Raw genomic sequence first — 26,171 nt, forward strand, 5'->3', positions numbered from 1 at the left:
CTTTTTTATTGCACGCTCAGCGTCCTGCGCACAGCATCGCGCCAGCCCGCCAACTTGGCAATACGGGCGGACGCATCCATGTCCGGCTTAAACCGCCGTTCGAGCGCCCAGCTCTTGGCGAAGTCCCTCGCCTTCGGCCAGACACCGGCCTGCGAGCCGGCCAGCCAGGCGGCGCCCAGCGCGGTCGTCTCCAGGATCGTCGGGCGATCGACCGGCGCATCGAGGATGTCGGCCAGCCGCTGCATCGTCCAGTCAGAGGCCACCATGCCGCCATCGACCCTGAGAACGGTCTTCGCTGACGCGCCCTTCCAGTCCTTGCGCATCGCGTCGAGCAGGTCGCGGGTCTGGAAGGCAACGGATTCCAGTGCGGCGCTGGCAAATTCGGCCGGGCCCGAATTGCGGGTCAGCCCGAAGATAGCACCGCGCGCGTCGGCGTCCCAGTGCGGCGCGCCAAGCCCGACGAAAGCCGGCACCAGGTAGACATTCTGCGTCGGGTCCGCCGTTGCGGCTAGCACGCCGCTCTGCTCGGCCTTGCCGATCACCTTGATACCGTCGCGCAGCCACTGCACGGCCGCACCGGCGATGAAGATCGACCCTTCCAGCGCATAGGTGGTCTTGCCGTTCAGCCTGTAGCCAATGGTCGTCAACAGCCGGTTTTTCGAGCGCACCAGATCGCTGCCGGTGTTGAGCAGCGCAAAGCAGCCGGTGCCATAGGTGGATTTCATCATGCCCGGCTGGAAACAGGCCTGGCCGATGGCCGCCGCGTGCTGGTCGCCGGCGACGCCAAGGATTTTTATCTCTGCGCCGAACAGGGTTTTCTCTGTCATTCCATAATCGTCGGCGCAATCCTTCACCTGCGGCAGCATTTTTGCCGGTATGCGTAAAATGGTCAGCAGCTCGTCGTCCCAGACGTTCTTTTCGATGTTGTAGACCAGCGTGCGCGAGGCGTTGGTGGCATCGGTGGCGTGAACCTTGCCGCCGGTCAGCCGCCAGATCAGAAAGCTGTCGATTGTGCCGGCCAGCAATTCGCCCTTCTCGGCGCGTTTTCTGGCGCCCTTCACCTTATCCAGCATCCAGGCGATCTTGGTGCCGGAGAAATAGGGGTCGAGCAGCAAGCCGGTCTTTCTGGTGAACTTCTTCTCCAGCCCCTGCTTCTTCAATTTCTGGCACAGCGGCGCGGTGCGGCGGTCCTGCCAGACAATCGCGTTGTGGATCGGCTTGCCGGTCGCCCTGTCCCAGATGACGACGGTCTCGCGCTGGTTGGTGATGCCGATCGCCGCGACATCCGACGCATCGCGATTGGCGCTCTTCAGCGCGGCCTTCACCGTCGCGACGACACTCGACCAGATTTCCTCCGGATCGTGCTCGACCCAGCCGGAGGCCGGATAATGCTGGGTGAATTCCTTCTGCCCGCTGCCTACGACCTTCATTTCGGGATCGAACAAGATCGCCCGGCTCGATGTCGTTCCCTGGTCGATTGCAAGGATAAAGCTGCTCATTTCCATTCCCCTCGGCACAAACAGGGGAGACGGCAAGCTGCCGCCTCCCCCGATTGTTGCGATGCGGGCGCGGACGCCCGGACCGATGCTTAATTGCTCCAGCTCTTGACCAGCTCGTCGTAGTTGATGGTCTGCGCCTTGTCCTTCTCCGGCTCGATCTTCAGCTGCGGCGCAAGGTTGCCTTTGGCGACGGCATCGGCGTTCCACTCTTCGAGGGTCTTTTCCTCGGCAAGTTTCGGTCCGATGTCGCCCTGCACGCCGGCGCGCTCGAGGCGCTCGAGCACCTTTTCCTGCTCGGCGCAGAGCGAGTCCATTGCCTCCTGCGGGGTTTTGGCACCCGACGACGCATCGCCGATCGCCTGCCACCAAAGCTGTGCCAGCTTCGGATAGTCAGGAACGTTCGTACCCGTCGGCGACCACTGGACGCGGGCCGGCGAGCGGTAGAACTCGATCAGGCCGCCGAGCTTCGGGGCACGGTCCGTGAAGCTCTTATGCTGGATCGTGCTCTCGCGGATCAGCGTCAGGCCGACGTGGCTTTTCTTTACGTCGACTGTCTTCGAGGTGACGAACTGCGCGTAGAGCCAGGCTGCCTTGGCGCGGTCGTCAGGCGTCGACTTGAGGAGCGTCCAGGAACCAACGTCCTGGTAGCCGAGCTTCATGCCGTCCTTCCAGTAGACGCCGTGCGGCGACGGAGCGAAGCGCCATTTCGGCGTACCGTCCTCGTTCACGACGGGAAGGCCGTCCTTCACCATGTCGGCGGTGAAGGCCGTGTACATGAACATCTGCTGGGCAATTTCGCCCTGCGCCGGAACCGGTCCGGATTCCGAGAACGTCATGCCTTGGGCCGCGGCCGGAGCGTAGGCCTTCATCCAGTCGAGATATTTCTGGATGGCATAGACCGACGCCGGACCGTTGGTGTCGCCGCCCCGAGCCACACAGGAGCCGACCGGCCGCGACTTCTCATCGACCTTGATGCCCCATTCATCGACCGGAAGACCGTTCGGCAGTCCCTTGTCGCCATTGCCGGCCATCGAAAGCCAGGCGTCGGTGAAGCGCCAGCCGAGCGACGGGTCCTTCTTGCCGTAGTCCATGTGGCCGTAGACCTTCTTGCCGTCGATCTCGCGGCCGGTGAAGAATTCGGCGATGTCCTCATAGGCCGACCAGTTGACCGGCACGCCGAGGTCGTAGCCGTACTTCGCCTTGAAGTCCGCCTTGTTCTTCTCGTCGTTGAACCAGTCGTAGCGGAACCAGTAGAGGTTCGCGAACTGCTGGTCGGGCAGCTGGTAAAGGTCGCCGTCCGGAGCGGTCGTGAACTTGGTGCCGATGAAGTCGGCAAGGTCGAGGTTCGGGTTGGTGACGTCCTTGCCCTCGTTCGCCATCCAGTCGGTCAGGCTGCGCGCCTGCTGGTAGCGCCAATGGGTGCCGATCAGGTCGGAGTCGTTGACATAGGCGTCGTACACGTTCTCGCCCGACTGCATCTGCGTCTGCAGCTTTTCGACGACATCGCCTTCGCCGATCAGATCGTGGGTGATCTTGATGCCGGTAATGTCGGCGAACGCCTTGGCCAGCGTCTTCGATTCATACTCGTGCGTCGTGATGGTTTCCGAGACGACCTTGATGTCCATGCCCGCAAAGGGTTTTGCGGCATCGATGAACCATTGCATCTCGGCTTCCTGGGCAGCGCGATCGAGCGTCGACATGTCCTTGATCTCGGCGTCGAGAAACGCCTTGGCTTCGTCCATTCCGGCATAGGCGTTGCCTGCCCCGAGCAGCAGGACAAGCGCAGTCGTCGATGTCAATAATTGCCGTTTCATGTGTTTCCTCCACTGTTTCATTTTTCAAGTTCGATCGGAGCAGACGCCGGCACGCGGCCGCTCCAACAGTTTCCCCCCTCTATACGTAGCGGAACACGCCGATGGCGTAGACCACGGAGAGAGCGAGAGCCCACCACAGGTTGGGTCCGACAAGACCCAGCCAAGCGAGATGGATAAAGGCGCTGCCGAGCAGCGATAGGAAGAGACGGTCGCCGCGCGTCGTCTCGAAGCGCAGCACGCCGACCCGGGGATTACCGCCTGGCGAGACGTATTCCCAGATCGCCATGCCGCAGAGCAGCATCAGGATCGTAATGAAAAAGACCGCAGTCGGCAGCGTCCACGCCATCCAGGAAAGGTTCATCGTCAGACCCTCCCCAGGGCAAAGCCCTTGGCGATATAGTTGCGTACGAACCAGATCACGAGCGCGCCCGGAAGGATGGTGAGCACGCCGGCTGCAGCCAGTACGCCCCAGTCGAGGCCCGAGGCCGAGACCGTGCGCGTCATGATCGCGGCGATCGGCTTGGCGGCGGTCGTGGTCAACGTACGCGCGATCAGCAGCTCGACCCACGAGAACATGAAGCAGAAGAAGCAGGCCACGCCTACACCGCTCGCGATCAGCGGCATGAATATCCTGAGGAAGAAGCGCGGGAAGGAATAGCCGTCGATATAGGCGGTCTCGTCGATCTCCTTCGGCACGCCCGACATGAAGCCTTCGAGAATCCAGACCGCCAGCGGCACGTTGAACAGGCAGTGCGCCAGCGCCACCGCGATGTGTGTGTCGATCAGCCCGAATGCCGAATAGAGCTGAAAGAACGGCAGCGCGAACACCGCCGGTGGCGCCATGCGGTTGGTCAACAGCCAGAAGAACAGGTGCTTGTCGCCGAGGAACCGGTAGCGCGAGAACGCATAGGCTGCCGGAAGCGCCACGGCGACGGAAATCACCGTATTCATAACCACATAGATGATCGAGTTGATGTAACCCTTGTACCAGGACGGGTCGGTGAAGATCACCATGTAGTTGGCGATCGTCGGGTTTCTCGGCCACAGCGAGAAGGCGCCCAGGATCTCCTGGTTGGTCTTGAAGCTCATATTGACCAGCCAATAGATCGGCAGCATCAGGAAGATGATGTAGATCGTCGGCACCAGCCACCAGAACCGCGACTCCTCGCCCCGCCGCCGCATCTTGCGGGCCAGCGCAGCGTTCGCCGCCTGCGTTTCCCCGCTAGCGGGGGCTTGCCGCATCAGCGTTCGTCCGTCGGCCGTGGTTTCATCGAGGCGCGCCATCTCACCGCTCCGCGTCGTAGGCTGTCATGACGGTGTAGAACACCCAGGACAGGAGCATGATGATCAGGAAATAGACGATCGACATCGCAGCCGCCTCGCCGAGGTTGAACTCGCCGATCGCCAGCTTCACCAGATCGATCGACAGGAAAGTGGTGGTATTGCCGGGTCCGCCGCCGGTGACGACGAACGGCTCGGTGTAGATCATGAAACTGTCCATGAAGCGCAGCAGAACCGCGATCAGCAGCACGCGGTTCATCTTCGGCAATTGAATGTAGCGGAAGATCGCCCAGCGCGACGCCCCATCGATCTTGGCTGCCTGGTAATAGGCGTCGGGGATCGAGACCAACCCTGCGTAGCAGAGCAAGACCACGAGGCTGGTCCAGTGCCAGACGTCCATGACGATGACGGTGACCCAGGCGTCGAACGGGTCGTTGACATAGTTGTAGTTGAAGCCGAGCGCCCGCAGCGTATATCCGAGCAGGCCGATATCGACGCGGCCGAACACTTGCCAGATCGTGCCGACGACGTTCCAAGGAATGAGCAGCGGCAGCGCCATCAGCACCAGGCAGACCGGCACGCCCCAGCCCTTCTTCGGCATGTTGAGCGCAATGAAGATGCCGAGCGGAATCTCGATGATGAGGATGATGGCCGAGAAGGCCAGGTTGCGGGCCATCGCTTCCCAAAAACGGTCGGAATGCAGGATCTCCTCGAACCATTCCGAGCCCGCCCAGAAGAACTTGTTGTCTCCGAACGTGTCTTGCACGGAGTAGTTGACGACCGTCATCAGCGGGATGATTGCCGAGAACGCCACCAGCAGAAGCACCGGCAGCACCATGAACCAGGCCTTGTTGTTCCAGGTCCTTTCCATGCTCAGCCTCCCATCTCGACGCGCCAGGAATCGGCATAGAGGTTGATGCCGGCCGGGTCGAACGCGATCTTCGGATCGGCGGGAATGTCCTCGTCCTCGCCGACGATCGCCGCGATGTCGCGGCCTTCGAAACTGGCGCGTACCACCTTGTGGCGGCCTATATCCTCGACCTTCCTGATTGAAACCGGCATGCCGGTGGCGCCAAGCCTGACATATTCGGGGCGGATGCCAAGTTCGATCGCGCCTGTGGTTCCAGCCTTGGGCGTGCCCGGCAATTCGATCGTCTGGCTGCCAAGCCGCGCGCTCCTGCCTTCGACCGCGACCGGCATGACGTTCATGCCCGGCGAGCCGATGAAATAGCCGACGAATGTATGTTTGGGGCGCTCGAACAACTCGGCCGGAGAGCCGATCTGCACGATCTCGCCCTCATACATGACGACGACGTTTTCGGCGAAGGTGAGCGCCTCGGTCTGGTCGTGCGTGACATAGACCATGGTGAAACCGAAGCGCCTGTGCAGCTGCTTCAGCTGCGAGCGCAGCACCCATTTCATATGCGGGTCGATAACGGTCAGCGGCTCGTCGAACAGGATCGCGTTGACATCGGAGCGCACCAGCCCGCGTCCGAGCGAGATCTTCTGTTTCTGGTCGGCCGTCAGCCCCCTCGCCTTTCTCCGGGCCATATCGGCCAACCCCGTCATCTCAAGCGTTTCGCGCACCTTGCGGTCGACGTCAGGTTCCGCAACGCCGCGGTTGCGCAGCGGGAACGCTAAATTGTCGTAGACGGTCATGGTGTCGTAGATGACCGGGAACTGGAACACCTGCGCAATGTTGCGCTCCTGCGTCGACAGATTGGTCACGTCCTTGCCGTCGAACAGAAGCTCGCCATGCGACGGGTACAACAGGCCGGAAATGATGTTGAGCAGCGTGGTCTTGCCGCAGCCCGACGGCCCGAGCAGCGCATAGGCGCCGCCGTCCTCGAAGGTGTGATGCACCTCCTTCAGCGCATAGTCCTTGTCCGACTTCGGATGCGGTCCGTAGGCGTGGCGGATGTGGTTGCAGTCGATGCGCGCCATGTGCCCTCCTCCCTTAAGCCGCCAGCATTTGTGGCGGCGCGGCCGAGCGGCCGTTCGCGTCGAAAACCATGATGTGGCGCGGATCGATGAACACCTCGATGGTCTGATCGGGCTCGAACACCAGGATGCCGTGCTCCAGCATCACCCAGCGGACATCGGCGAAGTCGAGATGCACAAAGCTTTCCGAACCGGTGATTTCGGTGACCGACACCTTGGCTCTCACCGGAACCGCCGACGGGCTCGGCCGGGCAAGAGAGAGATGGTGGGGCTGGAAGCCGATCGTGTAACTCGTATCAGCAATACCGGCGAGTTCAGCCGGCACCGGGAGGTTCACCCCACCATCAAGAAGGAAGCTTGAGCCGCTTTTCTTCAGCACGATCGTGTTGAGCGGCGGATCGGCGAACGTCTTGGCCGTGACGAGGTCGTTCGGTCTGCGGAAGACGTCGATCGTCGGGCCGAACTGGGTGATGCGACCCTCGGAAAGCGTCGCCGTGTTGCCGCCGAGCAGCAAGGCTTCGTGCGGCTCCGTCGTGGCGTAGACGAAAATGGTGCCGGTCGCCGCGAATATCCTGGGCAGTTCCGCGCGCAGTTCCTCGCGCAGCTTATAGTCGAGGTTGGCAAGCGGCTCGTCGAGCAGCACGAGGCTGGCGTTCTTGACGATGGCGCGCGCCAGCGCCGTGCGCTGCTGCTGGCCGCCCGAAAGGCTAAGCGGCGTGCGGTCGAGAAAGGGCGTCAGTTTGAGCAGGGCCGCGGCATTGCGCACCTCCTTGTCGATCTTTGCCCGCTCGGTCCCAGCCACCCTCAGCGGCGAGGCGATGTTCTCATAAACGGTCATCGCCGGATAGTTGATGAACTGCTGGTAGACCATGGCGACGTTGCGCTTCTGCACCGGGATGCCGGTGACATCCTTGCCATCGAACCAGACCGACCCGGATGTCGGCACATCAAGGCCGGCCATCAACCGCATCAGGCTGGTCTTGCCGGAAAGCGTCGGTCCAAGAAGGACGTTGAGCGAGCCGTGCTGAAGCGTCAGCGACACGTCGCGTATATGCTCCGTCGCGCCGACCGTCTTCGTCACGTTTCTCAGTTCCAGCATGATGCCTCCTCCCAGGCTTTCTGCATCACTATTCGGCAGCCGCGACATGGCGCCGGCTTATCCCGCGCATGAATTCGTCGAGCGCGGCCGCCTGCTCGCGGCTCAGATGCAGGCCGCGCTTGGTCCTGCGCCACAATACATCTTCGGCCGTCACCGCCCACTCATTTTGAACGAGGTAACGCACCTCGGCCTCGTAGAGATCGGCGCCGAAGTTTCGGCCAAGATCGGCATTCGATCTGGCAAGTCCCAGCAGCATCCTTGCGCGAGTTCCGTAAAGCCGGGTCAGGCGCCGCGCCAGACGCGCGTCGAGGAACGGATAGGCCGTTTTCAGTTTCGCCACTTCGGCGTCGAAGCCGCCGGCCGGGAAATCGCCGCCCGGCAGCGGCGCGTTTGCGGTCCACGGCTTGCCGCGCTTGCCGAGAAAACCCTCAATTTTCTCCAGCATCGATTCCGACAGCCGGCGATAGGTGGTGATCTTGCCGCCGAAGGTGTTGATGATCGGCGCCATGCCCTCGCCGCCGTCGGTCTTCAGCACATAGTCGCGGGTCGCCTCCTGCGCCTTCGAGGCGCCATCGTCATAAAGCGGGCGCACGGCCGAATAGGTCCAGACGATGTCCGAACGCTTGACCGGCTGCGCGAAATATTCGCTCGCCGCGGCACAGAGATAATCGATCTCGGTGTCGCTGATCTTCACCTCACGAGGGTCGCCAGAATAGTCCTGGTCCGTGGTGCCGATCAGCGTGAACTCGTCTTCATAGGGAATAGCAAAGATAATGCGGCCATCCTTGTTCTGGAAGAAATAGGCGCGCGGATCGTCGAACTTCTTGCCGATGACGATATGGCTGCCCTGTACCAGCCGGACATTATGCACGTCGTTCAAGCCGACCGTGGCGGACAGCACGTGGTCGACCCATGGACCGGCGGCGTTGACCAAAAGCCGCGCCTTGACCTCCTCGGTATCCCCGGTCTGCGCGTTTTCCAGCCTGACCGTCCAAAGCTCGCCTTCACGGCGTGCGCTGATGACTTTCGTGCGGGTTCGGATCGTTGCGCCGCGATCGGCGGCGTCGCGCGCGTTCAACGCCACCAGCCGCGCATCGTTGACCCAGCCGTCGGAATATTCGAAGGCTTTTCCAAACAACGGCTTCAGCGGCTTGCCGGCCGGGTCCTTCGCCATGTCCAGCGTCTTGGTCGCCGGCAGCAATTTGCGCCCGCCAATGTGGTCGTAAAGGAAAAGGCCGAGCCTGATCAGCCAGGCCGGACGCAAACCCTTGGCATAGGGCAGCACGAAGCGCATCGGCCAGATGATGTGCGGCGCGTTCTTCCAGAGAATTTCGCGCTCCATCAGCGCCTCGCGCACCAGGCGGAATTCGTAGAATTCGAGATAACGCAGGCCGCCATGGATCAGTTTGGTCGAGCCGGAGGAGGTTCCGCTGGCCAGATCGTTCATTTCGGCAAGGAAGACCGAAAAGCCGCGCCCAACCGCATCGCGGGCAATGCCGCACCCATTGATACCGCCACCGATGACGAAGATGTCATGGATCGGGGGTGCGCTCACAATAGTCCTCCCGGATTTCGCATTGCAGCATTTTTAGGTTTTTACGAACCGTGACGGAATTATTTCGAAATGGGAACGAATGTCAAACGAAATGTAAACGGCGGCTGTTGCCGCAACGGCACCCTCTAGGACAGCGACGTCTCGATCAGTTGAACCTCTGCCTCCTGGCAGATCTTGCGCACCGAGGGAATGTCGCAGCGGTCGGTGATGAAGGTGTTGACCTGCGACAGGTGGCCGATGCGGACCGGCGCCGTTCGCTCGAATTTGGTCTGGTCGGAAACGAGGATGACATGCCGGGCATTGGCAATGATCGCCTGCGCCACCTTCACTTCGCGAAAATCGAAATCGAGCAGCGCGCCGTCATGGTCGATCGCCGAGGCGCCGATCACCGCGTAGTCGACCTTGAACTGCCTGATGAAATCGACCGCCGCCTCGCCGACCACGCCGCCATCGGATCCGCGCACGACACCGCCGGCGATCACAACCTCAATCGAAGGATATATGCGCATCCTATTGGCAACATTGATGTTATTGGTGATGACCATCAAGCCGCTATGATCGAGGAGCGCCTTGCTGACCGATTCCGTCGTGGTGCCAATATTGATGAACAGGGAGGCATTGTCCGGAATCAGCCTGGCTGCTGCGCGGCCGATCGCCTCCTTTTCGTCGGCGGCGATCTTGCGCCGTGCCTCATATTCCATGTTCTCGATGCCGGATGGGAACAGCGCCCCGCCATGAATGCGCGACAGCAGCCGCTGGTCGCACAGATCGTTGAGATCCTTGCGGATGGTCTGCGGCGTCACGTTGAAATGCGTTGCCAGATCATCGACCAGCACGCGGCCATGGTCCTTGGCCATCTGGATGATTTCCGAATGACGCGGCGACAGATACATTGGGGGACCTCCCGTTTTCGTTTTTCTTGGGTATAGCGGAAAACGAAAGTGATGAAAAGGCGCAAGCCGGCTAACGAAATTGCATGCGTCCAGAGGGCAAACCTCGGCGCAACTTTGCCGACAAATTCAACCCAGACCGCGCGCGATTTCGGTGACGACTTCGAAAGCCGTGTCGATATCCGCCGCCGTCGTCTCGAACTGACCGACCTGAAAGCGGATCGCGACCTGCCCGTCTACTCGTGTCTGGGTCAGGTAGATGCGGCCATCGTCGTTGATCGCGTTGACCAGCCGCAGATTGTGTTCGTCCGAATCGATGCCGGCCGCCGCCAGATGCCGGAACGAAAACAGCGACAGCATCGGCTCCGTGACGATCTCGAAGTCCGTTTCCCGCGCCAGCCGCGCAGCGAGACCTTCGCTCCAGGCGACATGGTTGCGGATCATGGTCCGCAGATTCTCCAGCCCGTGGGCCCGCAGCAGGAACCACAGCTTCAGCGCACGAAAACGCCTGCCGAGCGGCACCGACCATTCGGAATAATTGATGATGCCGTCGCGTCCATGCGTCTTCAGGAATTCGGGCTTGATGGCCAGGGTGCGAACCAAATCCTCCGGCTGGCGGATAAACTGCACTGAGCAGTCGAACTGCGCGCCCAGCCACTTATGCGGATTGAAGACGATGGAATCCGCCTGCCCAGCGCCAGTCCAGAAATGGCGAAACTCGGGACAGATCATTGCCGATCCGGCCCAGGCCGCATCGACATGCAGATAGAGTCCATGGCGCTTGGCTACCGCGGCGACGCCGGCGATATCGTCGGTGCCGCCGGTGCTGGTGCCGCCGACACAGGCAATGATGCCGGCCGGCAGCATGCCAGCTTCCTGGTCGGCGACGATCGCCGCTTCCAGGGCTGCGACATCCATGGCGCGAAAGCGGCCGGCAACCGGAATGCGCACGAGATTGTCCTCGCCGATGCCCGATACCCAGATCGCCCGGTCGATGGAGGTATGAACCTGGTCGGAAGAATAGACGCGCAATATCGGCTGGCCTTGCAGGCCCTTCTCGTTGCCCTGCCAGTCGAGCGCTCGCTCGCGCATGGTCAACACGGCGGCGAGCGTCGCCGACGATGCCGAATCCTGCATGACGCCGGAAAACCCTTCCTGCAGGCCAAGCGCCTGACGCATCCAGTCGACGACGCGCGTCTCGAGTTCGGTCGCTGCCGGCGAGGTCTGCCAGAGCATGCATTGCGCGGCCATCGCCGAGACCAGATATTCGGCCACCACCGAAACCGGTGCGGCATTGGCCGGGAAATAGGCGAAGAAGCGCGGATGCTGCCAATGCGTCATGCCCGGCAGGATTTTCTGCTCGAAATCGGCGAAGATCTCATCCATCGGCTCCGCCGCTTCAGGCGGCGAAGTCCCCACGCTCCTGAAGATGTCACCGGGATCGACCAGCGGCCGCACCGGTCTTTCGCGCAGCGAGTTGCGATAGTCGGCGCCCCAATCCGCGGCGCGCCTCGACCATTGCCGGAATTCGTCGTTGTTCATCGCACCTCCGGAAAAGACAAGCCGTCTATTCGGGAAAATCAGGCAGACTCGCAAAAGCAGTTTTCAGTGCGTTCGACCAGCCGTCCGAAATGGTGCGGTAGTATTGATCGTCCTGGGCTATCCGCTTCTTCAGGCTGACCTTGTAGGCGTCCTTTTCGTAGAACAGCAGGTCGAGCGGCAGACCGACCGACAGGTTCGATTTCAGCGTCGAGTCGAACGACACCAGCAACAGTTTCACCGTCTCGGCGAAACTCATCGTCTTTTCATAGGCGCGAATGATGATCGGTTTGCCGTATTTGGTCTCGCCGATCTGGAAAAACGGCGTGTCGTCGGTCGATTCGATGAAATTGCCTTCCGGATAGATCATGAACAGCCGCGGCGCGCTGCCCTTGATCTGGCCACCGAGGATGAAGGAGGCATTGAAATAGGAATCCGCCTTGTCGCCGGATGGCGACGAATTGGCGATGACTTCCTTGACGGTGTCGCCGACCATCCGCACCGTCTGGTACATGGAGGGCGTTTCGAGCAGTGTCGCGTGGCGATCGCCAACTGCCTTGGTGCGCTCGTCGAGCAGGCTGACGACCGCCTGCGTCGTCGCCAGATTGCCGGCCGACATCAGCACGATGACGCGCTCGCCCGGCTCTTCCCAGACATGCATCTTTTTGAAGGTCGAGATCGAATCCATGCCGGCATTGGTGCGCGTGTCCGACATGAACACGAGCCCGCGATCGATCTTCAGGCCGACGCAATAGGTCATCGAATCTCTTTGGCAGCAATCTTGTCGAGGATTACTGCTCCACCGTGACGGTGACCGCAAGCTGTTCTTCTGCTTGTCCCAGCCGAATTCCCGATACGGGCGTCGCGTCGCGATAGTCACGGCCGATCGCCACTTTTACATAGCGTTCGTCAGGCGAAATGCCGTTGGCGACGTCGAACGCGACCCAGCCCAAGCCCGCAACATGCGCCTCGGCCCAGGCATGGCTTGCCGCCTGCTCGACCGCCGCATCCATCATTAGATAGCCGCTGACGTAGCGGGCCGGAAACCCCATGGCGCGCGCGGCGGCGGCAAAGATATGGCTGTGATCCTGGCAGACGCCGGTCTTGAGTGCCAGCGCATCCTCGGCCGGGGTCGCCGCGTTGGTAGTGCCCGGCGTATAGGCGACGCGCTCGCCGATCGTGGCCATCAGTCTATGCAATCTTTCGATATCCGTCCCCTCGCCGACCGACGCCGCGAGCTCGCGAATGCCGCTGCCGATCGTCGTCAACGGCGTTTCGTGGCCAAACAGCCAGAGCGGCGCGAAACCCTGCTGTGGCCCGGAGACGCCTGACGTGTCGCGTGTCACCACCTCGCCCGATGCCGCGACGGTGATGAAATCGCGCTCGCCTTCAACGCTCAAAAGCCGTGTGTCGTTGCCGAAATGGTCGGTGAAGCGCACTTCCTCGCGTGCGCCTTCGATCTTCAGCGCCCAAGACAGCACGGTCTGCGTCGATCCGCTGACCGGAAGCAGCCGTAATCGCTGCAGCAGATAATGCACCGGCGCATCGTAGCGGTATTCGGTCCGGTGGGTGATCTTCAGCCGCATGGCTTCCTCAGTAGAATCGATAGTCCTGCGCGATCTCGTCGCCGAGCCTGGTGTTGTCGCGAATGAAATTGGCCAGGAATTCATGCAGGCCGGCGTCGAATATGTCCTTGATCGAGCCGGCCGTCAGCATGGCCTGGGTCTTGCCCGCCGTCGCATGACAGGCATGACGCTCGCCATAATCGTCGCCCAGGAACCTGAGATGCTCGGTCAGGAATCGGTAGCAGAAGGTCAGCGAGCGCGGCATGCGCACATTGAGGATCAGATAGTCGGCGATGTTGGTCGGCTTGTAGTCGGCCTCGTAGACCCAGCGATAGGAGCGGTGCGCCGACACCGAGCGCAGGATCGATTCCCACTGGTAATTGTCCAGCGTCGAACCGACCCATGAGATCGACGGCAACAGCACATAGTATTTCACGTCGAGGATGCGCGCCGTGTTGTCGGCGCGCTCCACATAGGTGCCGAGCTGGGAGAAATCGAAGATCTCATTGCGCAGCATGGTGCCGTAGAACGAGCCGCGGATCAGCGCCGTCTCGCGCTTGATCGCATCGAGCACGCTGGGCAGGTCGCGCTCGTCGATCGGCCTGGCCAGCATCCGCTTCAGCGACATCCAGGCTTCGTTGATGCTTTCCCAGGTTTCGCGCGTCAGCGCGGTGCGCACCATGCGGGCATTGTTGCGAGCCGTCTCGATCGACGCCATCGTGCTCGACGGGTTCGACGTGTCGCGCAGCAGGAAATCGGCGACATTGGCGGCGGTATAGTCGGAATATTTCTGCGTGAAGGCAGCGTCCGAGCCGGCGCTTAGCAGCACCGAGTTCCACTCCTCCGAAGCGTTCTGCGTACGTGTCAGCGCCATGCGTAGCCCGGCATCGACCAGCCGCGCCATATTCTCCGCCCGCTCGATGTAGCGGTTCATCCAGTAGAGCCCGTTGGCGGTGCGGCCGAGAAGCATGTCAACTTGCCTCGAAGTCGAGCGAATAGGGAATAGCGAATAGCGAATAGCGGAAATATGAGGTCATGACTTTTGTTGCAGACTCCTGATCATTGAACGCAGCATTTTCCCGATCTCCTCAGCCTGGCTAAGTAAACGAACCACCTCTTTCTCAACCATCAAGCTTACCCTTCCGGATAAGATCAGGTGCGTTTCCAACTCTTTGAGCGAGCCTTGAGCAATGCGCAAAAATTGGATGAAGGCTCCCGTATTTTCTCGTCCGTGGCCCTCCGCGATGTTTGCTGCGATTGATGCCGCCGAGCGCCTATCTGAGAGGTCATGCCGTATGCTTCCTTGCTCGGGAACGCTGCCGTCCCGGAATAGCAATCTACCGCCAATTCGATGGCTGCCTTCCAAACAATCAGGTCCCTGTAAGAATTGATCGCCGTCACACACCTCCCTATCCCTATCCCTATCCCTATCCCTATCCCTATCCCTATCCCTATCCCTATTCGCTATTCCCTACTCGCTATTCCCTACTCGCTACTTCCTACTTTAATCATCCAGCACCCACGTATCCTTGGTGCCGCCGCCCTGCGAGGAGTTGACCACCAGCGAGCCTTCCTTCAGCGCCACGCGCGTCAGCCCGCCGGGCACGATCTGGATGCGGTCGGAAACCAGCACATAGGGCCTGAGATCGACATGGCGCGGCGCCAGCCCCTTGTCGGTCAGGATCGGGCAGGTCGACAGCGCCAGCGTCGGCTGTGCGATGTAGTTCGATGGTTTTGCGGCGAGTTTCTTGGAAAAATCCTCGCATTCCTTTTTGGTCGCGGCCGGCCCGACCAGCATGCCGTAGCCGCCGGACCCGTGAACTTCCTTGACCACCAACTCGTCGATATGTTCGAGCACGTATTTCAGGCTGTCCGGTTCCGAGCAGCGCCAAGTCGGGATGTTGCCGAGGATCGCCTTGCGGCCGGTGTAGAATTCGACAATCTCGGGCATGTAGGAATAGATCGCCTTATCGTCGGCGATACCGGTTCCCGGCGCATTGGCGATGGTGATGTTGCCGGCGCGGTAGACATCCATGATTCCAGGCACGCCAAGTGCCGAGTCCGCCCGAAAGGTCAGCGGATCGAGGAAAGAATCGTCGACCCTCCGGTAAAGCACGTCGATCTGCTTGTAGCCTTCGGTCGTGCGCATCGCGACGTGGCCGTCGACGACGCGCAGATCCTGCCCCTCGACAAGCTGCACGCCCATTTGGTCGGCAAGGAAGGCATGTTCGAAATAGGCGGAGTTGAAGCTGCCCGGCGTCAGCACGGCGATGGTTGGCGCGCCCTTGGTGCTCTGCGGCCGCACCGCTGCCAGCGACTGGCGCAAGAGCTGCGGATAGTTTTCCACCGGTCGCACCTTGATCTGCTGGAACAGCTCGGGAAAGAGCTGCATCATCGTCTCGCGGTTCTCCAGCATGTAGGAGACGCCGGAGGGCGTGCGCGCATTGTCCTCCAGCACATAGAATTCGTTCTCGCTGATACGCACGATATCGACGCCGATGATATGGGTGTAGACGCCGGCCGGCGGCCGAACCCCGATCATTTCCGGCAGAAACGCCTCGTTCTTGGCGATCAATTCCTTGGGGACGCGCCCGGCGCGCAAGATCTCCTGGCGGTGATAGATGTCGTCGAGAAAGGCGTTCAGCGCCTGCACGCGCTGCTCGATGCCTTGCGTCAGCCGTCGCCATTCATTGCCGGAAATGATGCGCGGAACGATGTCGAAGGGGATCAGCCGCTCGGAGGCTTCCTGCTCGCCATAGACGGCAAAGGTGATGCCGGTCTTGCGGAAGACGCGCTCGGCGTCCTGCATCTTTTCGGTAAGCCTGGCCGGATCCTGCTCCTTCAGCCAGCGATCGTAAGCCGAATATGGTGTTCTCAATCCGGAGATTTCCGGAAGCATTTCGTCGAACGCTGCCAATCGCATACTCCCCTGTGAGGCCATTTCACTGGCGTCACCGGAGAAAATCAAGCGCAATCGGTGATTTGGAGGGTGCTGGCGATCAGTATGTCGCGGCTGCCTAAAATTAGGGCAGCACCAATATGGCTGTGATCAGGCTTTGCCTTATGTCCAGGCAGGCGGCCGGCACTGCTCAGAACGCACGAAAGGTGACGACCGTGAACGTGTCCTTGATACCCGGAAGGACTTGCACCTTCTCGTTGACGAAATGGCCGATGTCTTCCTCGTCGTCGACATAGAATTTGGCGAGCAGATCGTAATTGCCGGCTGTAGAGTAAATTTCCGAAGCGATCTCGGCATCGGCCAAAGCGCTGGCAACCTCATAGGCCTTGCCCAGATCGCACTTTATCTGCACGAAAAATGCCTTCATTGCCCGGTCCTGCTCAAGCTTGCACCTACAGCGCCGCGCGTCCTTTTTGGACGCGCAAAGGACGCTGTAGCACTTTGATTGCGCATGATCCTTTCCGAAAATCGATTCCGATTTTCGGGGTCATGCGCATAGGCGGCCCTTGTGGCAGACTGCCGCCCGGCTTTCAAGCATCAGGACGGCGCTCCCCTGAAGGAAGCTTAAGTGCAGCCAATCGCCGAATCTTCGCAGACGTGGATAGTCGAACCGGGCGGAGCGGTCGCTCACATCGCCGGAATATCGCCCCTCGCCCAGCCCTCGGAAATCTCTGCCGCCCGCGCCTCGAAAGCGCCGGCTTCGATGGCGGCACGAATCTCCTGCATCAGCCTCTGGTAGTAGGAAAGATTGTTCCAGGTCAGCAGCATCGCCCCCAGCGCCTCTTGCGAGCGCACGAGGTGGTGCAGATAGGCACGTGAATAATCCCGCGCGGCCGGGCAGTCGCTCTCGTCGTCGAGCGGACGCGGATCATCGGCGTGGCGGGCGTTGCGCAGATTGACCTTGCCGCGCCTTGTATAGGCGAGGCCATGGCGGCCGGCGCGGGTCGGCATCACGCAGTCGAACATGTCGATGCCGCGCGCCACCGATTTCAATATATCGTCCGGCGTGCCGACACCCATCAGATAGCGGGGCCTGTCCGCCGGCAGCTCCGGGCAGGTGATATCGAGCATTTCGAGCATCACCGCTTGCGGTTCGCCGACCGCCAGCCCGCCGATCGCGTAGCCCTTGAGGTCCATCGCTTTCAGCGCCTGCGCCGAGCGCAGCCGCAACGCGGCTATGTCGCCGCCCTGGACGATGCCGAACATCGCCTTCCCCTGCTGGTCGCCGAACGCCGTCTTGCAACGCTCGGCCCAGCGCAGCGATAGCTCCATGGCCCGCTCGATCTCGTTCTCCTTGGCCGGCAGCGCGGTGCATTCGTCGAGCTGCATCTGGATGTCGGAATCGAGCAGTCCCTGGATCTCGATCGAGCGTTCTGGGGACATCTCGTAGGCGGCGCCGTCGATGTGCGAACGGAAGGTGACGCCCTTTTCGGTGAGTTTCCTCAGCTTCGACAGCGACATCACCTGGAAGCCGCCGCTGTCGGTCAGGATCGGATGCGGCCAGCGGGCGAATTCGTGCAGGCCGCCAAGCCGCGCCACACGTTCGGCGCCGGGTCGCAGCATCAGATGATAGGTGTTGCCCAGGATGATGTCCGAACCGACACCGCGCACCTGATCCATATACATGGCCTTGACGGTGCCGCCGGTGCCGACCGGCATGAAGGCCGGCGTGCGGATTTCGCCGCGCGGCATGGTGATGGAGCCGCGCCGCGCTTTCCCGTCGGTCGCCAGCACCTTGAAGGTGAACGCCTTAGTCATTGAATTCCTTGTTGTATACTGGGCGCGCGTCCATCGTTCTCCTCCTTGAACAGAAGACTTGCATCTCCATAGGAGTAAAACCTGTAGCGGTTCTCGATGGCATGCTCGTAGGCCGCACGCATCGTTTGCAGCCCGCAAAACGCCGAAACCAGCATGAACAGCGTCGAGCGCGGGAGATGGAAATTGGTCATCAGCATGTCGGCGGCCTTGAAACGATAGCCGGGCATGATGAAGATATCGGTCGGACCTGACCATCCGGCCAATGTGCCGTCCTCCCGCGCGGCGCTCTCCAGCAGGCGCAGCGACGTCGTACCGACGGCTATGATGCGCCCGCCACGCGCCTTTGCCGCGTTGAGCGCCGCGGCCGTTTCCGGGCTGACCGAACCGATCTCGGCATGCATCTTGTGATCGGCCGTGTCGTCGACTTTCACCGGCAGGAACGTGCCGGCACCGACATGCAAGGTGACGAAGCGCCGCTCGATGCCCTTGGCATCGAGTGCGGCGAAAAGCTCGGGCGTGAAATGCAGGCCGGCAGTGGGAGCGGCGACAGCCCCCTCCTCACTGGCATAGATGGTCTGGTAGTCGATGCGGTCGCGTTCGTCGTCGTCACGCTTCGAGGCGATGTAGGGCGGCAGCGGAATGTGACCGACGGCGTGCAGTGCCTCGTCGAGAAACGGGCCCGAGAGGTCGAAACCGAGCAGCGCTTCGCCGGCCTCGCCCTTCTCGATCACGGTGGCGTCGAGTTGGCCGAGAAAGCAGGAATTGGCGTCATGGCCGAAATGGATGCGGTCGCCGGCGGCGATGCGCTTGCCCGGACGCATGAAAGCCAGCCAGCGGTCCGGCCCTACCCGCATGTGCAACGTGGCTTCGACTTGCGCCATCGCCTCGCCGCGCCGCCTGATGCCTTTCAACTGTGCCGGAATGACTTTGGTGTCGTTGAACACCAGCACGTCACCGGTCTCGAGCAGCGACGGCAGCTCACGCACCGTTCGGTCTTCGAGCCCCTCACCCGGCCTGACCACCAGCATGTTGGCGCTGTCGCGCGGTTCTGCCGGTCGAAGCGCGATGCGCTCCTCCGGCAGTTCAAAGTCGAAAAGGTCGACGCGCAAGAAAACCCCGCCTCAAGGTTCCGGGCAGGTTACCGCCCAGGCGCCAACACCGTCGATGCTCAGCGTGCCGCCCATTGCGACATTGGACTGTTCGCTGGCCTTGACCAGTCGCAGTTTGGCGACAATCGAGCTGATACCCTCGTCGGTGAGATCGATCGCCATGTGCTGGTCGTCCTCGAATGCCTGTCCGACGATCACTTTCATCGATCCCGGCTGACCATCGGTGGTCCATGTCTTGCCGCCGGCATCCAGCCACACGCGCGCGACTGCGATCGTGGCGGTGTTCCCCATCAGGACATCGATCGATGCCGCGTCGCCTTCTGCGCTGCAAATCATCGATTCCGTTGCCAGTGCCGGAGTGGCCGCCGCGACAAGCATCAGAGTAGTCGCGACAGCCCGATAGGTCATTTCACGTCGGCCGCGACCTTCAGCGACACGATCTTGTCGGGATCCGGCACCGGCTCGCCGCGCTTGATCTTGTCGACATTGTCCATGCCTTCGATGACCTGGCCCCAGACCGTGTACTGACGGTTGAGGAAGGCGGCATCGTCGAAGCAGATGAAGAACTGCGAGTTGGCCGAGTTCGGGTTCTGCGAGCGCGCCATCGAGCAGGTGCCGCGGCCATGGTTGGCGTTGGAGAACTCTGCCTTCAGGTCGGGCTTGTCGGAGCCGCCGGTGCCGGCACGGGCGGGCGCGAAAGAGGGTTTGCTGGAATTGCCGAATTTCACGTCGCCGGTCTGCGCCATGAAGCCGTCGATGACGCGGTGGAACACGACGCCGTCATAGGCGCCTTCGCGCGCCAATTCCTTGATGCGACCGACATGGCCAGGCGCCAGATCGGGAAACAGTTCGATGACGACCTTGCCCTTGGTCGTTTCCATGATGAGCGCGTTCTCGCGGTCCTTGATCTCGGCCATGTCAGAATATCCTTTGAAGCTAATGGGTTTACTTGCCGTCGGCGGCGATACTCACCTTGATCATGCGATCGGGACCGGTGACAACCCCGTTTTGCGCCTCGTCGCCTTTCTTTATCTGGTCCACCAACTCCATGCCTTTTTCGACATTGCCGACGATGGTGTACTGGCCATCGAGCGGCGGCGCCGGCGCGAACATGATGAAGAACTGCGAATTGGCGGAATCCGGGTTTTGCGAGCGGGCCATGCCGACCACGCCGCGCACGTAGCGCTCGGACGTCGAGAATTCGGCCGGCAGGTCGGGAAGATCTGAACCGCCGGTGCCGACAGCATCGGCGCTGAAACCGTTCTTCATGTTGCCGAACTTTACGTCGCCGGTCTGTGCCATGAAGCCGTCGATGACGCGGTGGAAAGCGACATTGTCGTAAGCGCCCTGGCGGACCAGCTTTTTGATCTGCTCGACATGCTTGGGCGCGAGATCGGGCCTGAGCGCGATGGTCACGTCGCCATCCTTCAGCGTTATGATCATGGTGTTTTCCGGATCGGCTGCGAGCGCCGAAACGGATGCAGCCACAAGGCCGAAAAGAACGACGAAGCAGGTGGCAAGCCTTTTGAGCTGCATGGATCTTTCTCCGAAAACCTTTGTTTCATGCATATCGCTGTCCCGAAACCGGGTTCGACTTCTGGTCGACATGCCTTATTTCGCGAATTTGGCGGTGAGTACGCCAGCCACAGCCGCCGGCACGAAGGGGCGGATGTCGCCTCCCATCGAGGCTATCTGACGGACAAGTGTGGCGGTAATGGTTCGCACCGAAGGGCTGGCGGGTAGAAAAACCGTCTGCAGTTCCGGCGCCATGGTTTCGTTCATGCCGGCCATCTGCATCTCATAGTCGAGGTCGGTGCCGTCGCGCAGGCCGCGGATCATGATCGACGCGCCGTGCTTCCTGGCCGCGTCGATGACTAGCCCGTCGAAAGCGACGACCTTGATGCGGACGCTGTCGTTGCCGAATTCGGCCTTCGTCGCCGCTTCTATAAGCCCAACCCGTTCCTCGAACGAAAACAACGGCTTCTTGCCGGGATGAATGCCGATCGCCGCATAGACGGTGTCCGCGACGGCCAGCGACGCCTTCAGCACGTCGAGGTGGCCGTTGGTCAGCGGGTCGAAGGAGCCGGCGTAAAGAGCGATGCGTTCAGTCATGGCAGGGTGCTTCTAGCGAGCCTCTCTCGCAAAGGCAAATCCGATTAACGAGCCGCCAATGCATGTCGCCCAAAAAACCTGGCCTTGGGCCTGACCCGAGGGTGCGCAGCGGTTTGGGACAACGACATGCACCCCAACGGGATCCAAAGCGCATCGTCTGAGCCACGTTAATCGCGATGCGCTTTGAATGAAGCTTCTGGCCGAGATGAACGACAAATGAACAGGCCGATCACGAAGGCTTCACGCAGCGTTCACTAGGTTACAGCTTCAGAAGATGAAACCAAAACCCCATTTGAACGTTGTTAGGCGCAGGAGAACAAGCACATGCTGATCTACATGCTCGCCGCCGCAATGACCGTCGCCATGCTTATAGCCACCGTATTCGGGCTGCATCAGGAAGCAGGCCGCGTCCGCGCCAAGGCCAATATCAAGCGATTCGAAGGCTTCGGCATCCGCAAGCCTTATCGCCACTTCTGATCCGGCCGCCATCTGTTGACGGCGCCGGCCCCTCGGCCGGCATTTACCCGCCAAAACCTACTCGGCGCTGTCCGGGCCAGCGTCCCCAGCACCCGTATCGTCGCCCTCGACGCTTTCTTCGGCGTCCTCGTCCGACTGCGGCTCCGATATACGCTCCACCGACACGACCTTCTCTCCGTCAGCCGTGTTGAAGATGGTCACGCCCTTGGTGGCGCGGCTGGCGAAACGAATGCCGTTGACCGGCACGCGGATGACAGTGCCGCCGTCCGAGACAAGCATGATCTGGTCGTCGTTGCCGACCGGGAACGTTGCCACCAATCTGCCGATCTCGGCCGCTTTCGACACGTCGGTGGCGCGAATGCCCTTGCCGCCGCGCCCAGTCAGACGGAAGTCGTAGGACGATGAGCGCTTGCCATAGCCATATTCCGTCACCGTCAGCACGAACTGCTCGTGTGCCCTAAGGAATTCGTAGCGCTCGTCGGAAAGCTCCGTCTCCTCGCCAACCTCTTCATTAGTGAGCTGGATGTCTTCGTCCTCACCCGCCGCAATGCCGGCGGCGAGCCGCCGTTCGGCCACCACCCGCTTGAGATAAGCGGCACGCTCGGCCGGCGGCGCCTCGACATGCTCGATCACCGCCATGGAGATCACACGGTCGGTGGCAGCCATGGCGATGCCGCGCACGCCAACCGAGTTGCGGCTCTGGAAGACGCGCACGTCGCTGACCGAGAAGCGGATGCACTGGCCGGAGCTTGCGGTCAAAAGCACGTCGTCATTGTCGGTGCAGGTCTCGACGCCGAGGATCTCGTCGCCTTCCTCTTCCAGCTTCATGGCGATCTTGCCGTTGCGGTTGACCTGGACGAAGTCCGACAGCTTGTTGCGGCGGACCGTGCCGCGCGTGGTGGCGAACATCACGTCGAGCTCGCCCCAGCTGGTCTCATCCTCCGGCAGCGGCATGATGGTGGTGATGCGTTCGCCCTGCTCCAGCGGCAGCATGTTGATCAGTGCCTTGCCGCGCGATTGCGGGTTGCCGATCGGCAGGCGCCAGACCTTTTCCTTGTAGACGATGCCGCGCGAGGAGAAGAACAGGACCGGCGTGTGCGTGTTGGCGACGAATAGCCGGGTGACGAAATCCTCTTCCTTGGTCGACATGCCGGAGCGGCCCTTGCCGCCGCGGCGCTGCGCCCGGTAGAGCGACAGCGGCACGCGCTTGATATAGCCGGAATGGCTGACCGTCACGACCATGTCCTCGCGCTGGATCAGGTCCTCGTCTTCCATGTCCGCCCCGCCCTCGGAGAGCTCGGTGCGGCGTGGCGTGCCGAACTCGTCGCGCACGGCGATGAGCTCGTCCTTGACGATCTGCTGAATGCGGGCGCGGGACGACAGGATGTCCAGGTAATCCTTGATCTCGTCGCCGATTGTGTTCAGCTCGTCGGCGATTTCGTCGCGGCCGAGCGCTGTCAGGCGCTGCAGGCGCAGTTCGAGGATGGCGCGCGCCTGTTCCTCGGACAGATTGTAGGTGCCGTCTTCATTGATGCGGTGGCGCGGATCGTCGATCAGCAGGATCAGCGATTCGACGTCGCCCGAGGGCCAGCGCCGCTCCATCAGCTGCTCGCGCGCCGTCTGCGGGTCCGGCGCGGTGCGGATCAGCTTTATCACCTCGTCGATATTGGCGACGGCAATGGCAAGGCCGACCAGCACATGGGCGCGGTCGCGCGCCTTGCGCAGCAGGAATTTGGTGCGCCGGCTGATCACCTCCTCGCGGAAGGCGACGAACGCCTTCAGCATGTCGATCAGCGTCAGAACTTCCGGCTTGCCGCCGTTCAGCGCCACCATATTGGCGCCGAAGGAGGTCTGCAGCGGCGTAAAGCGATAGAGCTGATTGAGGATGACGTCGGCGACCGCGTCGCGCTTCAGTTCGATGACGACGCGGTAACCTTGGCGGTCGCTCTCGTCGCGGATGTCGGATATGCCCTCGATGCGCTTGTCGCGCACAAGCTCGGCCATCTTCTCGATCATCGACGACTTGTTCACCTGATAGGGAACTTCGGTGATGATGATCGATTCACGGTCGTTGCCGCGCTGCTCGACATTGACGCGGCCGCGCATGACTATGGAGCCGCGGCCGGTCGAATAGGCGCTGTAGATGCCGGAACGGCCGAGCACGATGCCGCCGGTCGGGAAATCCGGTCCAGGGATGATCTCCATCAGCGCCGGCAGATCGATCGCCGGATTGTCGATGAGGGCAATGGCGCCGTTGCATACTTCGCCGAGATTGTGCGGCGGAATGTTGGTGGCCATGCCAACGGCAATGCCGCCGGAACCGTTGACCAGAAGGTTGGGGAAGCGAGCCGGCAGCACCTTCGGCTCGGTGTCGGACGCATCATAAGTGTCCTGGAAATCGACGGTGTCCTTGTCGATATCTTCCAGCAACTCATGCGCGACCTTGGTCAGCCGCGATTCGGTGTAGCGCATCGCCGCCGGCGGATCGCCGTCGATCGAACCGAAATTGCCTTGTCCGTCGATCAGCGGCACGCGCAGCGACCAGTCCTGCGCCATGCGCACCAAGGCGTCGTAGATCGAGGCATCGCCATGCGGATGGTATTTACCCATCACGTCGGCGACCGGGCGGGCCGACTTCACATATTTGCGGTTCCAGTGGTAACCGCTCTCATGGGCGGCATAGAGGATACGGCGATGCACCGGCTTCAACCCGTCGCGCACGTCGGGCAGCGCACGGCTGACGATCACGCTCATGGCGTAATCGAGATAGGAGCGCTGCATCTCCTCGATGATGGATATCGGCTCGATGCCGGTGGGGCCGCCGTCGGCGCCGCGCGGTGTCTTCTGGTCGGTCAAATCAGGTCACAATCTAATCAGGAATCACTCGGTGCTTATATAGGAAGCGCGGCCGAAACTCCAATGTCCGCGGCAGTTTTCCAATGACGATTTTTGTGGCGATTTCAAAAGGATATCGCTGATTGCGACGATATGGCCGAGGCGCTTTTTCGTGGTCGCCGGTTAAAGCTGATTGTCCGGCCAATTTTGCGTCACAAAGCCGGAACGGCAGGCGCATTCGACAATTTATCCCCTCGCCGCCGGACCCGATAGGCGCCGGGCGCCTCCCCCATCACGCGCCGGAAACGGCGGTTGAAGGTCGACAAATCGTTGAACCCCGCCTCGAAGGCGATCGTCGAGATCGCCTCGTCCGACATGCGCAGCCGCACCGCCGCCCTGTGCAGCCGGGTCTTCAGCAGGAACTGGTAGGGCGTCACGCCCGCCACGTGCCGGAAGCTGCGCAGGAAATGGTAGGGGCTGGTCGCCGTCTCGCTTGCAAGCTCGGCAAGCGAGATCGGCCCTTCGGCGTCCTTTTCGATGCGCCGCACCGCCTCTGCGACACGTTTCTGGTCGCGGCGGCTCGGTACCCGGGCAGCAGGCGTGACGCCGGAGGCGACGGCCGCGCTGGCAATGCGCAGGGCGAGTTCCTCGAACGCGTCGATGTCGGCCATATCGCGCGCGGCTTCCGCCTCGGCAAGCAGCGCTGCCAGCGCCGGCAAGGGCGGCAGGCGCGGCATCTTGAAATTCAGCTTCTTTGCATCCGGCATGCCGGCGACAATCTGTTCCATATAGGCCGGCTCGAAATGGAAGGAGAGGCAACGGTCGCCAGCGCCATGCTCGTGTCCGCATTCATAGCATGTGCCGGGGTTGCCGAGCAGAAGCGCGCCCGGCGCCAGCATCGCGGTTCCCTGTTGCGCGCGGTAGCGAAAGGTGCCGCTGGTCACCACGGCGACGCAGAATTTGCGATGCTCTTCCTCGAACGGGCGATCAGCGGCGCCGGCGGTGCAGACCACATCCGACACCTGCCAGCCTCGCCCAGACGCCAGTGTATGCGCGCTCGTTGTCATGGCTCGAAAGATAGCAATTTTTCCCAAGCACAGAACCCTGGTGCCGCCTATTCCCACCAATCTCCTGACAAAATGGGGCTCCTGACAGATGGGGTCCCTTGACAAAATGAGGTCGAAATCATGTTCAATTCATCGTCCTTTGCCGAAACCCTGCATAGCAACGGCCCGGCCACGGACCTTGCCGAAAAACTGAACCTTTACGGCCGCTTCGTTGGCGCCTGGACATTCGACGCCACGCGCAACCTCGAGGACGGCCAGGTGCTGACCGGGCGCGGCGAGGTGCATTTCGGCTGGGTGCTCGAAGGCCGCGCGATCCAGGACGTATGGATCCTGCCCGCGCGCGACGCCGGTTCCTCGCCCTCTCTCGGCAAATGGACCTTCTATGGCACGACACTGCGCGTCTATGACCCCGGCGTCGACGCCTGGCACATCTTCTGGAGCGACCCACGCACCCAGTATTACAGCCGCCAGCTCGGCCGCGCCGAGGGCGACAGCATCGTCCAGCAAGGCGCAGACGGTAGTGGCGCCTCGGTGCGCTGGAGCTTTTCGCGTATCACCGAAAATTCGTTCCGCTGGCTGGGCGAACGCTCGCAGGATGACGGCGTGACCTGGCGGCTCGAAGTCGAGTTCCTGGCACGGCGAACAACTGGAAATTGACGACCCAACATATT

25 protein-coding genes and 1 pseudogene are annotated in these 26,171 nt (G+C 61.6%); 2 read left to right on the forward strand and 24 right to left on the reverse strand.

The features are described 5' to 3' along the window. Positions 1 to 5: 5 nt before the first annotated feature. The 22 genes and pseudogenes from glpK to coaD all read right to left on the reverse strand — a co-directional run bounded on the left by glpK (position 6) and on the right by coaD (position 21,121). Positions 6 to 1,499 (reverse strand): glycerol kinase GlpK, encoded by a 1,494-nt coding sequence (glpK, locus tag NKH73_RS18695; protein WP_352934556.1) that lies wholly within the window; start codon positions 1,497 to 1,499, stop codon positions 6 to 8. A gap of 89 nt (positions 1,500 to 1,588) precedes the next feature. Continuing rightward, entirely contained in the window at positions 1,589 to 3,313 is a 1,725-nt protein-coding gene (locus NKH73_RS18700; protein WP_352934558.1) for an ABC transporter substrate-binding protein, read from the reverse strand. A gap of 79 nt (positions 3,314 to 3,392) precedes the next feature. Next, on the reverse strand, positions 3,393 to 3,674 hold the full coding sequence (locus NKH73_RS18705; RefSeq protein WP_352934560.1) for a DUF2160 domain-containing protein: 282 nt from the start codon (positions 3,672 to 3,674) through the stop codon (positions 3,393 to 3,395). A 2-nt stretch (positions 3,675 to 3,676) separates the two neighbouring features. Then, entirely contained in the window at positions 3,677 to 4,555 is an 879-nt protein-coding gene (locus NKH73_RS18710) for a carbohydrate ABC transporter permease (RefSeq protein ID WP_435528770.1), read from the reverse strand. A 43-nt stretch (positions 4,556 to 4,598) separates the two neighbouring features. Continuing rightward, on the reverse strand, positions 4,599 to 5,465 hold the full coding sequence (locus tag NKH73_RS18715) for a carbohydrate ABC transporter permease (RefSeq protein ID WP_352934566.1): 867 nt from the start codon (positions 5,463 to 5,465) through the stop codon (positions 4,599 to 4,601). A gap of 2 nt (positions 5,466 to 5,467) precedes the next feature. Further along, positions 5,468 to 6,538, reverse strand: coding sequence for an ABC transporter ATP-binding protein (locus NKH73_RS18720; protein WP_352934569.1), 1,071 nt, complete (start codon positions 6,536 to 6,538; stop codon positions 5,468 to 5,470). 13 nt (positions 6,539 to 6,551) lie between these two features. Further along, positions 6,552 to 7,634: an ABC transporter ATP-binding protein gene (locus NKH73_RS18725; RefSeq protein ID WP_352934571.1), complete on the reverse strand. Its 1,083-nt coding sequence runs from the start codon at positions 7,632 to 7,634 to the stop codon at positions 6,552 to 6,554. A gap of 28 nt (positions 7,635 to 7,662) precedes the next feature. Then, positions 7,663 to 9,189 carry a glycerol-3-phosphate dehydrogenase gene (gene glpD / locus NKH73_RS18730; protein WP_352934573.1) on the reverse strand — a complete coding sequence of 509 codons (1,527 nt, stop codon included), beginning with the start codon at positions 9,187 to 9,189 and terminating at the stop codon, positions 7,663 to 7,665. Between the two features lie 125 nt (positions 9,190 to 9,314). Further along, complete coding sequence (locus tag NKH73_RS18735; protein WP_095485289.1) at positions 9,315 to 10,082, reverse strand: DeoR/GlpR family DNA-binding transcription regulator; 768 nt, start codon at positions 10,080 to 10,082, stop codon at positions 9,315 to 9,317. 126 nt (positions 10,083 to 10,208) lie between these two features. Continuing rightward, positions 10,209 to 11,621 (reverse strand): pyridoxal phosphate-dependent decarboxylase family protein, encoded by a 1,413-nt coding sequence (locus NKH73_RS18740; RefSeq protein ID WP_352934575.1) that lies wholly within the window; start codon positions 11,619 to 11,621, stop codon positions 10,209 to 10,211. 25 nt (positions 11,622 to 11,646) lie between these two features. Further along, the gene (locus NKH73_RS18745; protein WP_352934577.1) at positions 11,647 to 12,378 is read right to left on the reverse strand and encodes a proteasome-type protease; all 732 of its coding nucleotides are present in this window, start codon (positions 12,376 to 12,378) and stop codon (positions 11,647 to 11,649) included. A 31-nt stretch (positions 12,379 to 12,409) separates the two neighbouring features. After that, positions 12,410 to 13,204 (reverse strand): transglutaminase family protein, encoded by a 795-nt coding sequence (locus NKH73_RS18750; protein WP_352934579.1) that lies wholly within the window; start codon positions 13,202 to 13,204, stop codon positions 12,410 to 12,412. A 7-nt stretch (positions 13,205 to 13,211) separates the two neighbouring features. Continuing rightward, positions 13,212 to 14,153, reverse strand: a complete 942-nt coding sequence (locus NKH73_RS18755; RefSeq protein ID WP_352934582.1) for an alpha-E domain-containing protein — start codon at positions 14,151 to 14,153, stop codon at positions 13,212 to 13,214. Between the two features lie 63 nt (positions 14,154 to 14,216). Next, positions 14,217 to 14,584, reverse strand: a pseudogene (locus tag NKH73_RS18760) (four helix bundle protein). 103 nt (positions 14,585 to 14,687) lie between these two features. Next, positions 14,688 to 16,100 (reverse strand): circularly permuted type 2 ATP-grasp protein, encoded by a 1,413-nt coding sequence (locus tag NKH73_RS18765; RefSeq protein ID WP_435528767.1) that lies wholly within the window; start codon positions 16,098 to 16,100, stop codon positions 14,688 to 14,690. A gap of 172 nt (positions 16,101 to 16,272) precedes the next feature. Beyond that, positions 16,273 to 16,509 carry an Lrp/AsnC ligand binding domain-containing protein gene (locus tag NKH73_RS18770; RefSeq protein WP_352934586.1) on the reverse strand — a complete coding sequence of 79 codons (237 nt, stop codon included), beginning with the start codon at positions 16,507 to 16,509 and terminating at the stop codon, positions 16,273 to 16,275. 260 nt (positions 16,510 to 16,769) lie between these two features. Beyond that, on the reverse strand, positions 16,770 to 17,900 hold the full coding sequence (gene tgt, locus NKH73_RS18775) for a tRNA guanosine(34) transglycosylase Tgt (RefSeq protein WP_352934589.1): 1,131 nt from the start codon (positions 17,898 to 17,900) through the stop codon (positions 16,770 to 16,772). After that, complete coding sequence (gene queA, locus NKH73_RS18780; protein WP_352934592.1) at positions 17,897 to 19,009, reverse strand: tRNA preQ1(34) S-adenosylmethionine ribosyltransferase-isomerase QueA; 1,113 nt, start codon at positions 19,007 to 19,009, stop codon at positions 17,897 to 17,899. The genes tgt and queA overlap by 4 nt, the downstream gene beginning before the upstream one ends. A 12-nt stretch (positions 19,010 to 19,021) precedes the next feature. After that, a complete protein-coding gene (locus NKH73_RS18785) occupies positions 19,022 to 19,417 on the reverse strand; it encodes a hypothetical protein (protein ID WP_352934596.1) in 396 nt (131 codons plus the stop codon). Further along, the gene (locus NKH73_RS18790; RefSeq protein WP_091593716.1) at positions 19,414 to 19,926 is read right to left on the reverse strand and encodes a peptidylprolyl isomerase; all 513 of its coding nucleotides are present in this window, start codon (positions 19,924 to 19,926) and stop codon (positions 19,414 to 19,416) included. The genes NKH73_RS18785 and NKH73_RS18790 overlap by 4 nt, the downstream gene beginning before the upstream one ends. Positions 19,927 to 19,954: 28 nt before the next feature. After that, positions 19,955 to 20,545, reverse strand: a complete 591-nt coding sequence (locus tag NKH73_RS18795) for a peptidylprolyl isomerase (protein WP_352934599.1) — start codon at positions 20,543 to 20,545, stop codon at positions 19,955 to 19,957. 75 nt (positions 20,546 to 20,620) lie between these two features. Continuing rightward, entirely contained in the window at positions 20,621 to 21,121 is a 501-nt protein-coding gene (gene coaD, locus NKH73_RS18800) for a pantetheine-phosphate adenylyltransferase (protein WP_352934602.1), read from the reverse strand. Positions 21,122 to 21,445: 324 nt separating this feature from the next. Here coaD and NKH73_RS18805 point away from each other — a divergent pair, with 324 nt between their 5' ends. Continuing rightward, entirely contained in the window at positions 21,446 to 21,598 is a 153-nt protein-coding gene (locus NKH73_RS18805; protein WP_352934604.1) for a hypothetical protein, read from the forward strand. A 57-nt stretch (positions 21,599 to 21,655) separates the two neighbouring features. On the opposite strand, the gene gyrA is transcribed toward NKH73_RS18805, so the two are convergent. Both gyrA and NKH73_RS18815 read right to left on the reverse strand, forming a co-directional pair. Further along, positions 21,656 to 24,454 carry a DNA gyrase subunit A gene (gene gyrA / locus NKH73_RS18810; RefSeq protein ID WP_352934607.1) on the reverse strand — a complete coding sequence of 933 codons (2,799 nt, stop codon included), beginning with the start codon at positions 24,452 to 24,454 and terminating at the stop codon, positions 21,656 to 21,658. Between the two features lie 191 nt (positions 24,455 to 24,645). Beyond that, a complete protein-coding gene (locus NKH73_RS18815; RefSeq protein WP_352934610.1) occupies positions 24,646 to 25,500 on the reverse strand; it encodes a helix-turn-helix transcriptional regulator in 855 nt (284 codons plus the stop codon). Positions 25,501 to 25,620: 120 nt separating this feature from the next. Here NKH73_RS18815 and NKH73_RS18820 point away from each other — a divergent pair, with 120 nt between their 5' ends. After that, positions 25,621 to 26,157 carry a hypothetical protein gene (locus tag NKH73_RS18820; RefSeq protein WP_352934612.1) on the forward strand — a complete coding sequence of 179 codons (537 nt, stop codon included), beginning with the start codon at positions 25,621 to 25,623 and terminating at the stop codon, positions 26,155 to 26,157. Positions 26,158 to 26,171 lie beyond the last annotated feature (14 nt).

Origin of the sequence: Mesorhizobium sp. M0938 (assembly GCF_040319125.1) — a bacterium.
In the GTDB taxonomy this organism is placed as follows: domain Bacteria; phylum Pseudomonadota; class Alphaproteobacteria; order Rhizobiales; family Rhizobiaceae; genus Mesorhizobium; species Mesorhizobium robiniae.